This window comes from Rhodococcus sp. IEGM 1406 (assembly GCF_030056745.1).
In the GTDB taxonomy this organism is placed as follows: domain Bacteria; phylum Actinomycetota; class Actinomycetes; order Mycobacteriales; family Mycobacteriaceae; genus Rhodococcus_F; species Rhodococcus_F erythropolis.
Map to the genome: position 1 here is coordinate 654,914 of NZ_JASHKO010000004.1, position 13,955 is coordinate 668,868.

Below are 13,955 nucleotides of genomic sequence, written 5' to 3' on the forward strand. Positions count from 1 at the left end.
GTAGAGGAGCAGAATGCCCTCGCGCCCACCTGCCGCGCAATTTCTCGACTAACCTCGATTCCCGTGACCGAGAACAGTAGATTGTCCGCCGGCGACGTCGCGCCGGATTTCACGCTCCCAGACGCCGACGGCAACGAGGTTTCGCTTCACGATTACCGCGGCCGCAAGGTCATCGTGTACTTCTACCCCGCGGCCAGCACCCCGGGGTGCACCAAGCAGGCCTGCGACTTCCGCGACAGCCTCGCCGAATTGAACGGCGCCGGGCTGGAGGTCGTCGGAATCTCGCCGGACAAGCCAGCAAAACTCGCGAAGTTCCGCGATACCGAAGAGCTGACCTTCCCGCTGCTCTCCGACCCCGAGAAGGCGACGCTCGAAGCCTGGGGCGCATTCGGAGAGAAGAAGATGTACGGCAAGACGGTCCAGGGCGTCATCCGCTCGACGTTCCTCGTTGACGAGGAAGGCAAGATCGAGGTGGCCCAGTACAACGTCCGGGCCACCGGCCACGTCGCCAAGCTACGACGCGATCTATCCGTCTAACTCCCGTACCTGCTCAAGAACAGCGCCTCCGCGAAAGCGAGATTCTCGATCTCCGACGGGTCGACGCTTTCGTCAGGTGCATGAATGCGGCACTGCGGTTCCTCGACGCCGATCAGCGCGATCTCCGCGTCGGGGAACTGCTCGGCCAACGCACTGCACAGCGGAATCGATCCCCCTTGGCCGGCAAACCCCACTTCGCGGCCGTAGGCATCGGTCAGCGCAGACTTCAGCTGCGCGAAACCCGCTCCTTCGGTCGACGACGAGAACGGTGATCCCGTCGATTCCGGTACGACCTCGATGTGGACGCCCCACGGCGCCGCTGCGCGGAGGTGGTCAGTCAACAACTTCTGTGCCTGCGCCGGATCCGTGCCAGGCGGGACACGAAGATTCAGGCGTGCGGATGCACGGGGCGTGATTGCCGCCGCAGAACCCACGACCGGCGGGCAGTCGATACCCAGGATGGTCAGCGCTGGACGAGCCCACACCTGCTCGGCGACCGAACCGGAACCAGTCAGCTGTACCCCTTCGAGTACCCCGGCGTCGGAGCGGAACTGATCGCCGTCGTAACTGACTCCCTCCCACTCCTGGTCGTTGGTCAAGCCTTCGACAGTGGTGTTTCCGGCGCCGTCGTGCAGCGTCGAGAGAATGTGCACCAGCGCGGTGATCGCATCGGGTGCCGGTCCACCGAAGACACCGGAGTGAATCTCACCCTCGAGCGTCGACACGTGGACCACCACGTTGGCGATCCCGCGCAGTGATGTCGTGATCGTCGGCTCCCCCACCTCGGTGTTGCCGGTATCGGCGATCAGGATCATGTCGGCCGCAAAAAGTTCGGGCCGCTCTCGCACCAGATCCTCGAGACCGCCAGTGCCCATCTCCTCGGATCCTTCGGCGACGATCGTCAGATGGGCGCTCGGATCCACACCGGCAGCGGCGAGCGCTCGCAGAGCTGTCAGATGCATGACGACGTTGCCCTTGCAGTCGGAAGCGCCGCGTCCGTACCACCGTCCACCCCGCTCGGTGAGTGTGAAAGGCGGCGAGCCCCAGAGCTCTTCGTTTCCCGGCGGCTGAACGTCGTAGTGGCAGTACAGCAGAACGGTCGGAGCACCGTCTGGACCTGGTCGACGACCGACGACGGCGGCCGAGCCGTCGGGGGTCTCGATCGCCTCGATATCGGCGAAACCCTGATCGCGGAATGCCTCCAGGACCCAATGTGCCGCGGCCGCGCATTCTTCCGGCGGGTATTGCCTTGCATCTGCGACCGACTTCATCGCCACAAGTGCACTCAGATCCTCATGGGCACGCGGCATGAGTTCACGTACCGCGGTTCGCAGTTCTTCCGTCATCGTCTCCCTCTCCTCGGCATCGAACCTCGGTGTGCCCGAAGAATCTCAGTGTGCCCGAATCGGGCGTAGGGAGTCGGCAGGATCGCCGTTGCGCCACACCGCGCAGCAACCTCTTCAGCTACTGGACAGGTGGTCACCTAGTATCGAGGTGTGGCAACAGCATCGGGACTCGTGTGCGCGCACCTGCGCGGTGCGTTTCGACCGATCACGACCGCCGAAGTAGGTGGCCGATGACACCGGATAATGCACAAGTCCCAAATTCGACAGAAAACACCGATAGCCTGGAAGACGTGCAGCCCACGACTCGTAACCGCGCGCGGCGACGAGTCGACCCAGCACTGGAGAATCCTCAGAGCCTCGAAGAACCGCAGGAACTGCTGCCGCGCAAGCGTCCGACGCAAGAGCGCAGCCAGCGTAAATTCGACGCACTCCTGGCAGCGTCACGGGAACTCCTCACCGATGTCGGTTTCGAATCGTTCACCTGCGAAGAGGTCGCGGCACGTGCTGACGTCCCGATCGGGACGCTCTACCAATTCTTCGCGAACAAGTACGTCATCGTGTGCGAATTGAACCGCCAGGACCTCGTCGGAGTCCAGCACGAGCTTGCGCAGTTCGGCGGCGAAGTACCGTCACTCGACTGGTTGCGGTTCCTGAACAGTTTCGTCGATCACATGGCCGGACTGTGGACGTCCGATCCGTCGCGCCGCGAGGTCTGGTTGGCGATGCAGTCGACGCCGTCCACGCGGGCCACCGGAGTCATTCACGAAAAGCAATTCGCCGAGACCGTAGCGAAAATGCTCGGTCCGTTGACGCCGCGTACGCGGCGAGATCGTCGCCTGATGATGGCGGAAGTTCTTGTCCACGTGGTGTATTCGATGCTCAATTTCTCGGTTCAGGACGGTCAGTCGCATGCCGACGCCGTCGCCGAACTGAAAAGGTTGATGATCGCGTATCTCCTCGTCGCCGAGAAGGAATCCCGCACGAAGGACTAGTCGAACGACAAAGAGCCGGTCTCCCCTTGGGAGACCGGCTCTTTCGTGTCGGGCAGTGTTACTCCGGGTCGGATTCGATGACCGCGAAAGCGCCCGCCATGTCCCCGTCGTGGGTGAGCGAGATATGAATCTTCACTCCGGTGAGGTGTTTGGCCACGTCACCGCGAAGCCGTATGCCCGGGCGACCCCAGGCGTCCGAGACGACCTCGATCTGATTGTGGATCATCTCCCCCAGCACCGGCGGGCTGGCGAAGAGAGCAGTTGACCATGCCTTGATCACTGCTTCCTTCGCTGCCCACCGGGCGGCGAAATGCCGTGCCGGTTCGGAGCTCCGGGTAGCGGCGTCTCGACGCTCGCCCGGTGTGAAGTTGTCGAGCATTGCCGTTCCCGGCCTGTTCAATTGCTCGGCGAACTCCGACACCGTCACGAGGTCGAAGCCGATACCCAGAACTCCCATACCGTGATTATTACTTGCAGCCGGGCAGATTCGAGCGGTACACCAGATCTGCGCCGAGTCGTGCGTCCTCGCTCAGCAGCATGTCCGCTTCGAGCTGACGCGACGCCTTGGCCGGCGTTCCGTCGGCACCGAGGCGACGATCCGCCGGGCGCTCGTAAAGGCTGTCGCCACCGCACATCGCCTTGGCGAGGCGGCGCTGACCGTCGATCGTCCGCTGCTGCGCCGCAGCAACATAGTCGGCGCGCTTGTCGGCCGGAACCGACTCGACGAATGCCTGCGGGTGCACGACTGCGATCAGGCCGGAGACGTGACCGAAGCCGAGGCTGGTCAGCAGGCCGGCACGCAGCGGAAGCTGATCACCGAACTTGAGCGGCTGACGTGCCCACACGAGGTGCTCGAACTCGGCCATCTTCTCGTCGACGCAGTCGAGGCTGCGGTTCGGCGGGACGATGCCCTGGCTCAGTACCTGGCAGAGCCCGATCAGCTGGAAGGCTGCGGCACCACCCTTGGCGTGACCGGTCAGGCTCTTCTGCGAGACCACGAACATCGGCGCACCTTCACTGCGTCCCAATGCCCCGGCGAGGCGCTCGTGCAGCTCTGCCTCGTTGGGATCGTTGGCGGCAGTGGAGGTGTCGTGCTTGGAGATCACGGCGATGTCGTCGGCGCTCACGCCGAGAGCGTTGAGCGAGAGTGCGAGCTGCGAATCCGCTCCCCCACGTCCGGCGCCCAGTGCTCCGAGTCCCGGTGCCGGGATCGAGGTGTGGACACCGTCGGCGAACGATCCGGCCCAAGCGACCACACCGAGGACGGGCAAGCCCATCTCGAGTGCCAGGTCACCGCGAGCGAGGAGAATCGTTCCGCCACCGGCCGACTCGACGAATCCGCCGCGGCGACGATCGTTGGCCCGCGAGAAGCGGCGATCCTCGATGCCCTTGGCGTGCATGTCCTCGGTCTTCGCAGTGGCGGACATGTCGCCGAAGCCGATGATGCCTTCCGTGCTCAGATCGTCGAACCCACCGGCAACAACCAACTGCGCCTTGCCGAGTCGGATCTTGTCGACGCCTTCTTCGACGGATACCGCTGCCGTGGCGCAGGCGGCGACGGGGTGAACCATCGCGCCGTAACCGCCGACGTACGACTGAACGACGTGCGCTGCAATGACGTTCGGCAGCGCTTCCTGCAGGATGTCGTTCGGACGGTTCTCGCCGAGCAGCGTGTCGATGTACAGGCTCCGCATGGAGGTCATGCCGCCCATGCCGGTGCCCTGCGTGTTGGCGACCAGGCTCGGGTGTACCCAGCGAAGCAGTTCGCTCGGAGTGAAGCCGCCGGTGAGGAAGGCGTCCACCGTTGCGACGATGTTCCAGAGTCCGACGCGGTCGACCGAATCTGCCATGTCGGCGGGGATGCCCCACTTGGTGACGTCGAAGTTGGTCGGGATCTGGCCGCCGACACTGCGAGTCAGCTTCATCTTGCGCGGGACGCGGATCTCGGTGCCTGCGCGGCGAGTGACTGTCCAGTCTCCGGACTCGGCGGAAACCGTCGCCGTCGTGTTCTCCGGATCGGATTCGACGAAGGCCTGAGCCTCTGCCTCACTGCCGACCACGAAGCTCAGATCCTTGTCCAGGAACACGGAGGTGAGCAGCGGAGCGGTGTTGTCGATCATCGCGCCCTCGTCGACGTAGCGACGGATGCCGCAACGCTCGACGACTGCGTCGTGGTACTTGTCGGCGATTTCCGCCTCGGGTACCAGGTCACCGGATTCGACGTCGTACCAGCCCGGCTTGGGGTCGTTCTCCCAGACGATGAGTCCGGTGTTCCACGCCAATTCGAGAACGCCTGCGGCAGAGAGCTGCTCGTCGACCTCCATCTCGAAGCGGGTACGCGAGGAACCGTAGGGTCCGAGCTCTCCGGCACCCACGATGACCACGAGGTCCGCGGGGGTGACGTCCAGTTCGGGCCAGCTCGGAGCCTTGACCGAGTCGTCGATGCGAGCCGGCGTGGGCAGCGCCAGGATGCTGGACTCGTCCACTGCTTCGTCGACAGCCTCGGCGATCTCGGCAACCTCGGCAGCTTCCTTGGCCAAAGCACCCAGATCCAGGTTGGCCTCGGACAGTCCGCCGGTCAAGTCGACCTCGAGCGGAGCCTCTGCTGCAGCGCGCCGCGACTCGCGGGTTGCCGTCTTCAGCAGTTGGGTCGCCATCTCCTGGGTGGACCAGGTGCGGACGCCCGCAGCTTCGACCGCGTCGACGATCGGATCGTTGTGACCCATGAGTCCGGTTCCGCGAACCCAACCGATGACCGCGTGTGCCAACGTGACCCGCTCGGCCCAGTTGCGCTCGGCCTTCCAGCGGTTGACCACGGCGATCAGCGAAGCCTTGGCCTCACCGTATGCACCGTCGCCGCCGAACGTTCCGCGGTTCGGCGAACCGGGCAGCACTACGTGCAGGTGCGTGTCGACATCGCTGTCGTAACCGATCTTCGACAGACCGCCGATGAGGCGCTCCACCGACCAGAGCAGCACGCGCATTTCCATTTCGGCGCGAGCGCCGGCGTCGGAGAGTTCGCCGCCGACACGCGGAGCTGCGAACGGGAAGAGCATCGTCGGCGTCATGGCCGGCTTGATGAGCTTCTTTGCGCCGCCTGCATTCTCGGTGGCCTCGTTGCCGATCCAGTCGATCAGTGCGTCGACGTCGGTGTACGACGCCATGTTCGCGGGAACCACCCAGAGGGCGGCACCGGCGCGAGCGTTCTCGCGGTACAGGTCGCGGTAGAAGCCCAAACGCTGACCGTCGAGTCGTGAGGTGGTCACGAATACCGTTGCGCCACCGGCAAGGAGCTTGCCCGTGACCGCTGCCGCGATGGAACCCTTGCTGGCGCCGGTCACTACTGCGACCTCGCCTGCCCACTCGGGTGCGTCGGATTCTGTCGTCACGGCTGCATCAACGATGCGGGTGTAGACCTCGGCGAGCGCCGTGCGGCCCTCGTCGGTTGCACGGGTGGCCCACCACTTGGCCTGTGCGGCGACGGTGGAACCGGCACCGATGAAGTTCTCGACCGACAACGCGGTGTCACCGAGCCAAATACGAGCGAGATCCTCACGCGCACTTGCCCAACGGTCGTCGAGCAGCACGGCTTTCTGTGCGTCGAATGCCGGAGCAACCAGACGCGGCCAGTCGGAGCCGAGTTCAGCCGAGACCAGGTCGACCAGTTCGGTGTCCTCGACCGTCGCGACTGCCGCTTCTTCGTTCAGTCCGAGCTGCTCGAGCACCAGGCGTGCAGCCGAGGCCAGAACGCCGTTGCGCCCGGTGATGTTCTCGGTGAACTCACCCAGGGCGGCTGCGTCGACGGTTCCGCCGCTTCCGCCGCCGGTAGCCGGCAACGAGACACTGACTCCGCGTGCAGAGCCGACCGAGGCAACTGCGCTGTCGATGACTGCGTCGACCGCTGCGGCGTCGGCCAGTGCGCCGGAGCTCAGGCCACCGAGGTCGCCGCCGCGGATGCTGGCGCCGTCACGGGTGCCGAGAGCCACTGCTGCGGTGACGTGGTGCGCCCAGCCGTCGCCCAGTTCCCAGACCTTCTTGACGCGGTCGGCGATGTAGCCGGGACGCTTGCCCGAGGGGCCGAAGACCTTGCGCAGGTGATCGTTGATCGAATCGGAGAGCACCGGTCCGAACGGCTTGTACGTACGGGCGAGCTTGTCGACGGTTGCTCCCAAGGAGCCCATGTCGGCATCCGCGGCACCGTCGATGGCGCCGAGGGACAGCTCGGAGCCGAGGTCGACCAGAAGCTGGTTACGACGCGAGGAGACGCCGTCGCACAGTGCCTCGATCGTGTCGGCGGGGCCGACCTGATCGGGACGGAGCTTGGTCCACAGGCTGATCAGGACCTTCGTGGCGTCGGGCGCCTTGAAGGTGAGGTCGTCCGGACGCGGTCCACCCGAGGGTGCAGCCGGCGCAGCAGCTGCAACCGGAGCAGCGGCCGCGGCAACCGATGCAGCCTGCGCGGCAGGCGCTTCGATCTCGTCGTCGTCATCGACGGCGGGGTCGACGTCGGTGCCGTAGACGATCGCAGCTTCGCGCTCGACGTTGAGAACCTCGACCGGGTAGCCGAAGCGGCCCGGCAGCTTGAGGGTCTGCGACGCGAGGTTTGCAACGGTCGGGGCAGCGCCGAGACCGATCTCGACGAAGCGTTCGACCCCGAGTCCACCTTCGGACTCGTCACCGAAGAGCAGGTCCTGCGTCTCGATCCAACGGACCGGGCTGGCGAACTGCCAAGCGAGCAGCTCGATCAGGATGATGCGGGACAACTCGTGAGTGCGCGTTGCGTAGCTGTCGAAGTCTGCAAGGACTTCCTGCAGCGGCTCGGACGGCACCAGGTCGGCGATTTCCTGAACGAAGTCACGACGCAGCGAGAACGGCTTCGGAACCAGGTTCGGGATGTAGCGGCCGATCAGGATGTCCGGATCGATGTCGTGCGGGAGCAAGTCCTGCAGGCACACGCGGAAGTCCGCCACGCCGCCACGAAGGACGGTGGAGTGGAACGGCACGTCGATGCCGGGAACCTGGATGTATGCCCGCTTGCCACCGAATTCTGCTCGGCGACGATCGATTTCGACCTCGAGTGCGTCGAGACCGGCTACCGAACCGGCGATGGCGTACTGGCTGCCGCGCAGGTTCAGGTTGACGATTTCGAGGAACTCACCGGAGGTCTCGGCGACACCGGCGACGAAGCCCTGCACGTCGTCGTCGGAAACACCGATCTGCGACGGGCGAATAGCGGCCATGCGGTAGTCGGAGCGTCCGGCTTCGTCACGGGGAACGAGCTGGTGCATGGCGGAGCCACGCTGGAAGACGACCTCGAGAAGTGCTTCGAGCGGGAAGACCTCGGCGACAGCAGCGAGTGCGTTGTACTCACCGACCGAGTGACCGGCCAGAAGGGAATCCTCGATGAAGGTTCCGGATTCGCGCAGCTCGGCAACCTGGGCAACACCGAGAACGGCCATGGCCACCTGGGTGAACTGAGTCAGGTGCAGGACACCGTCAGGATGCTTGTGCTCGACACCGCGCGCCTTGACGGTCACCGGGTTGTCGCGCACGACAGCGAGAATCGAGAATCCGAGCGCCTTGCGGGTGTGCTTGTCCGCACGCTCCCAGACGTCGCGGGCGGCCTTGGAGCGTGCACGAGCGTCGAGGCCCATGCCCGGGCGCTGGATGCCCTGGCCGGGGAAGGCGTAGACGGTCTTCGGTGCGGCAGTGCGGCCGGTGGCGACCATCACCAGTTCGCCGTCGATGCGGCAGCCGACCTCGACGATTTCTGCGCCCTGGTCGATGCCGACACGGTCGACGCGGACGTCGATCTCGGCGCCGGGGCGAACCATCCCGAGGAAGCGGGCGGTCCAGGCGGTCAGGCGGCGCGGCGGGACGCGGGTCTCGGCCGGGTCGACTGCGGTGACTACCTGTTGCGCTGCGGCGGAGAGCCACATGCCGTGCACGATCGGGGTTCCGAGGCCGGCCAGCAGAGCGGCGTTGTCGGAGGTGTGAATCGGGTTGTGGTCACCGGAAACCTGAGCGAACGCACCCATGCTGACCGGCGCGAGGATCTTCGCGTCACGGCGACGACGACGCGAGGTGTCGACAGCCGCATCGCTGATCGATCCACCGGCGCGAGCCGGGTCGGCGAGTTCGCCAGCGCCGGTGCGTCCGCGGATCGCGAAACGCTCGGTCATGGTGACGACTGCGGGGGCGTCGAGGCCCTCGCCGAGCATGGCACCGACCTCGACCTTGACCTCGACGACGCGACCGAGGTCGGTGTCGAGAACCGAGGCGACCTCGGCATTGACCACGAGAATGCTTGTCTCGGAGGGAAGTTCACCGACGAAGTCGACGGTGTGGTCGAGGTGGACCAGGTCGAGCATGCCTTCGATGACAGAAAGACTGTCGAGCTTGGCTGCGCCGAGGACTGCGAACACTGCAGGCCAGCATGCTCCGACGACGACGTCCGGAACAGCCTTGCTGCTGACACTGAGCGTGGCGGGCAGACCGGAACCGGTGACACCGGCGTGATCGGCGATGCGATCGGGAACCCACGCGACGTTGAGGCGAGCCTTTCCGTTCTTGACTGTCGGAAGTTCTTGTCCGGCAGCAACTGCCAGGAGCGCGGACATCGCACCTTCGGCGTCGGCCTCGGTGACAACCGGAGCGCCGCCGTCCACGACGGACGCGGGGATGGTGATCGTGATGTCGACCGACTTGTCTGCCACCAACGGAACCGAGAGCAGCACGTGCGAGGAATCGACGACGGTCAAGCTGGAACCCGTGGTGCCGTGAACTGCCTTGTCGGCAGACTCTGCGTTCCACTCGTCGAGGTCACCGAGGCGACGGACGGGGTTCTGGGTCAGGCGTCCTGCCCACTGGAGGTCGGGAGCCGAGAGGACGGCGTCGAGAAGTCCGGGTGCGGAATCCTGGTGGCGGCGGCTCGCGAGTGCAACCGGAGCGGTTCCGGCAGCAACCAATTCGTCGTAGGTCGCCTTCTCGAAGCGATCGAGCAGGTCACCGACCGGCTCGTCGACACGGGTGATGCCGGCGACGGCAACGGTGCCGGGGATGACACAAACCTGATCGGCGGTGTAGCGGGGATCGTGTGCCTGCCACAGGGAGTCGCTGCGCCACCAACGGCGGACGTCGCCGTCGACGACGGGAACGAAGTTGACCGGCTTGCCCGGCGTCTTGCACAACGAGGTGAAGAACGAGACGTCTGCGGGATGCAGAACCGTCGTCGAGTAGTCCGGGTACGACGCCTGCAGTGCGCAGATCGCAGCCTCGGGGCGCTCGAGAGTCTCGGCGTCGCCGAACAGTGTGGGGATCGGGCCACGGTCGACCGGGTGCAGACGCGCCTCGGTGCGCTGGAGCATCTCGCCGAAGCGAGCACGCCAGGTGATGTCGAGCCACGGGCTCGAGGTCGCCTCGACGATGGCGTCCTGAAGATCTGCGCCGCAATCGAATTCCTTCGCCGCGTCGATACCGACGGTCAGCTCGAGGTAGCGGCGCAGCCACTGTGCGTACGTCATGGTCTCGACGTCGCCGAAGTACGGCTTGGCGGTGACGTCGAGGGCGGCGATGATCTCGTCGCGGCGCTCTGCCACTGCCTCGGAATCGCCGGCAACCTCGTCGAGGAGGCGTCCGGTGCGCGAAGCCGCGTTGTCGATCTCGTGAATGTCGGCACCGAGCTGGCTACGGCCAGAGGCCATTCCGCCTTCGGCGGTACCGGCACCGACCCAATCCGGTGTACCGGGCGTGTCGACGAGGAGCTGCTTGACCTCAGGAGAGGTGGTGGCCTCTAGAGTCGCCATGGCTGCCGTGCCGACCAGGATGCCGTCGACGGGCATGGCCGGGAAACCGGCTGCGGCAGACCAGCGACCGGTGAGGTAATCGGCTGCGCGCTCGGGTGTTCCGATACCGCCGCCGACGCAGATGACCAAGTTCGGACGTGTACGCAGCTCGGCGTACGTGTCGAGGAGCAGGTCGTCGAGGTCTTCCCACGAGTGGTGTCCGCCGGCGCGGCCGCCTTCGATGTGGACGATGACCGGGAAGTTCGGAACCTCGTTGGCGATGCGGATCACGGAGCGGATCTGCGCCACGGTGCCGGGCTTGAACGCGATGTTGGTGATGCCGATCTCGGACAGCTCGTCGATGAGGGCAACGGCCTCTTCGAGTTCCGGGATACCGGCGGTGACGATGACGCCGTCGATGGGAGCGCCGGCAGTACGGGCACGCTGCACCAGGCGCTTGCCACCGAGCTGCAGCTTCCACAGGTACGGGTCGAGGAACAGGGAGTTGAACTGGACCGCGCGGCCCGGCTCGAGCAGCATCTTCAGCTCTGCGACACGGTCTTCGAAGATTTCCTCGGTGACCTGTCCGCCACCGGCGAGCTCAGCCCAGTGACCGGCATTGGCTGCCGCGGCAACGATCTTGGCGTCGACCGTCGTCGGCGTCATGCCTGCGAGCAGGATGGGTGAACGACCGGTCAGCTTCGTGAACGCCGTCTCGACGCCGATGCGGCCACCGGGAAGCGAAACAGGCTTCGGCGCGAATTCGCTCCACGAACGTGAGACCTCAGGCGCAGCACCGGGGGTGAGCAGATTGCGGTGTCCGCCGCGGGTGGCGGCGGCGATGATGCCGATGCCCTGCCCACGCAGCGAAGAGGACGTCATACGGGTCAGCTGATCGCTGGGCCCGAGATCGAGAATCCACTTGGCGCCGGCGGAGATTGCGCCGTCGACAGCCTCCACCCAGTCGACCGGATCGACGAGGACACCCTGTGCAAGTTCACGCGCACGGTCGGCATCGAGACCGCAACGGGTTGCCCAGCTGCCGACAAGTTCGACGGCCTCGGCCAATGCTGGGTGATGGAAGCCGATTTCGGTGTCGAGCGGATCGAAGGACGGAGCGAAGACGGAACCGCCACGCTTCTTGCCCTCTCGCTCGCGAGCTTCTTCGGCTTCGATCTGCTCGCAACGCTCTTGCACGCGTGCCAGCTGAGCGGGCGGTCCGGCGAGAACGACGCGGCGACGGCCGTTGCGAATGGCGAGGACAGCCGCGCGTTCGGGGGCAACACCCTCGGCAAGCTCGGCGACGATGGCGGCGAGACGCTCGGGATCGACGCCCGAGACCGCAACCATCGGCTTCGCGGAGGCGCCGGCGATGACGCCGCGGCGACGGCCGACCAGGCTGGCAGCAGCACCGACGAGCTGTGCGACGGCGAGGAGTTCACCGTCGTCGTTGCCCTGCGCGGCTACGGCAGCGGTGGCCAGCAGGCCCTGCGAGTGGCCGATGACGGCAGCAGGCGGGTTACCGGCTACATCCAGACCCTGAGCGGAGAGTGCACGCAACGCCGCAAGCTGCGTGAGGAAGACGCCGGGGAGTGACACCGGAGCTGCGGTGAGCGCGGCAGCGGAAGGCCCGGCCGACTTCTCACCTTCTTCTTCGTCGACGATCTCGGCTTCGAGCATCCACGCGATCGGATCGAATCCGACCGGGCGAACCACGAGGAGATCCTGTGCGACGGGCGCGAGGCGTGCGGCTGCGTCATTGACCAGATCGGTCAGAACGGGCTCCAGGCCGTTGTCACGGCTGAGCTCCTCGAGTGAGGTGAGCCAGGGAGCGCCCTGTCCACCGAAAGCGATTGCGTAGGAAACGCCGTTGTTCAGCGAATCGACGAGGGCACCTTTGCTGGTCGTGCGGGACTGTCCCCCATCGACGCCGAAACGGCGTCCACCCTTCGAGTCGCGTCCGTTTCCTGTAGGTGTCGTGTCATCGATCGTCACGCGTACGTCCTCTCCTGGTCACCTCTGCGGCGAGGTGGGATTTGCGGTGTGCTGCCCGGCTGAAGTGCTCGCGAATTCGTCGAGAGAATCGACGGAGTCAGGGCGTTCGTGCAAGACAAGGTTTACACAGAATCATGAGGATTTCCTCACGTTTGTCGGCACCCTGGAAATCTGGACTTTCGAGGCCGTGATCTTCCTCACGAGACTTCGAGAAAGTGACTCGCGAGTAGGTCGCGAACGCCCTGCCTGGGACTGTTACCGGGATTTTCAGAAACCTGAGGAACCCCTCATATTTATTGTTACCAATTCGTGACCTCCTTGACGGACGGTCGATCCCGTGCGTTCCGGGCCACCATCTGTCGGACCCCCTCGCTACGTTCAGCGCGTCCACACCGGACGACTTCTCAGGGGGAGAAATCATGAAAGACACAGACGTAGTCAGAGCGGCCGAATTCATCGGCGCCGAGCTTCCGCGCGAGGCGTGGCCGCATTGGAATCAGGGATGGCCGCGCGAGTCCGAAGCCGCCCTTCTCGATGCGATCTTCTCGTCGCGCGCCGCCTACGGAACACCGAAGACCGGAGTCCGCGCCGTCCTCGACCGTTGGCGCACACACCGCTCGGTAGCCGCAGGCGAACACCTCGACAGCTTGTCCGCTCTCGCCGCCTTCACCGACCGTGGCGACGAGCTCGCAACGATTCTCGGCAATCGCCAGCGCGTGCCGGGCAACTACTTCACCAAAGCCGAGGGTGCGGCTCGTGCGGCCAAAGCGCTCGCCGACGCCGGTTGCCGGTGCGGTGCCGACGTCGAGGACACCGAAGGCCTCCGTTCGGCAGTCGTCTCCGTTCCAGGCCTGGGCCCCAGGACCTTCGAGACGCTGGTGTTCCTGTCCGGGAAGTTGACGGTAACTTCGATAGATCTACTTGCACGGTTCGCCACCGAAGCAAGCAGTAGCGAGGAATTGTTGTCGAGCACCGACGCAGCCGAGTTGCTAGTTGCGGTTGCCGAACATCTCGATGTCGATGTTCCAACACTCACCCACGCTGCGTGGCGGTATCAACGCACGGCCGAGCAACCGCGCCGGTCGAAGAAATCCACCACGCCGCCCGCAGCGGATCCACTCGCCGAAACGGCCTGAGAGCGGGCGGGCGCATCCCGACCAGGGTGGTGTGCCCGCGAGCGATTCCACTCGCGTATCCTTTGAATTCCGCGCGCGAGTGGCGGAATTGGCAGACGCGCTGGATTTAGGTTCCAGTGTCTCAGGACGTGGGGGTTCAAGTCCCCCCTCGCGCACAACGAAAAA

6 protein-coding genes and 1 tRNA gene are annotated in these 13,955 nt (G+C 65.3%); 4 read left to right on the forward strand and 3 right to left on the reverse strand.

The features are described from left to right. Positions 1–63: 63 nt before the first annotated feature. Complete coding sequence (gene bcp, locus QM596_RS21835) at positions 64–537, forward strand: thioredoxin-dependent thiol peroxidase (protein WP_019749140.1); 474 nt, start codon at positions 64–66, stop codon at positions 535–537. Here bcp and QM596_RS21840 read toward each other — a convergent pair. After that, positions 534–1,883, reverse strand: coding sequence for a dipeptidase (locus QM596_RS21840; protein WP_060939700.1), 1,350 nt, complete (start codon positions 1,881–1,883; stop codon positions 534–536). The two genes, bcp and QM596_RS21840, sit on opposite strands and share 4 nt — an antisense overlap. A gap of 290 nt (positions 1,884–2,173) precedes the next feature. Here QM596_RS21840 and QM596_RS21845 point away from each other — a divergent pair, with 290 nt between their 5' ends. Next, positions 2,174–2,875, forward strand: a complete 702-nt coding sequence (locus QM596_RS21845) for a TetR family transcriptional regulator (RefSeq protein ID WP_019749142.1) — start codon at positions 2,174–2,176, stop codon at positions 2,873–2,875. Between the two features lie 58 nt (positions 2,876–2,933). On the opposite strand, the gene acpS is transcribed toward QM596_RS21845, so the two are convergent. Together acpS and QM596_RS21855 are read right to left on the reverse strand one after the other, a co-directional pair. Next, the gene (gene acpS, locus QM596_RS21850) at positions 2,934–3,332 is read right to left on the reverse strand and encodes a holo-ACP synthase AcpS (protein ID WP_021333452.1); all 399 of its coding nucleotides are present in this window, start codon (positions 3,330–3,332) and stop codon (positions 2,934–2,936) included. 10 nt (positions 3,333–3,342) lie between these two features. Further along, positions 3,343–12,654: a type I polyketide synthase gene (locus tag QM596_RS21855; protein WP_283309919.1), complete on the reverse strand. Its 9,312-nt coding sequence runs from the start codon at positions 12,652–12,654 to the stop codon at positions 3,343–3,345. A gap of 419 nt (positions 12,655–13,073) precedes the next feature. Between QM596_RS21855 and QM596_RS21860 the strand changes: the two genes are divergently transcribed. Both QM596_RS21860 and QM596_RS21865 read left to right on the forward strand, forming a co-directional pair. Next, positions 13,074–13,790: a DUF8548 family protein gene (locus QM596_RS21860; RefSeq protein ID WP_283309920.1), complete on the forward strand. Its 717-nt coding sequence runs from the start codon at positions 13,074–13,076 to the stop codon at positions 13,788–13,790. A gap of 73 nt (positions 13,791–13,863) precedes the next feature. Beyond that, positions 13,864–13,945 (forward strand) — tRNA-Leu (locus QM596_RS21865). Positions 13,946–13,955: the final 10 nt, after the last annotated feature.

Bases quoted from the DNA above. Each gene is read 5' to 3' on its own strand.
- QM596_RS21840 (WP_060939700.1), bottom strand. From the start codon at position 1,883: ATGACGGAAGAACTGCGAACCGCGGTACGTGAACTCATGCCGCGTGCC.
- QM596_RS21860 (WP_283309920.1), top strand. From the start codon at position 13,074: ATGAAAGACACAGACGTAGTCAGAGCGGCCGAATTCATCGGCGCCGAG.
- acpS (WP_021333452.1), bottom strand. From the start codon at position 3,332: ATGGGAGTTCTGGGTATCGGCTTCGACCTCGTGACGGTGTCGGAGTTC.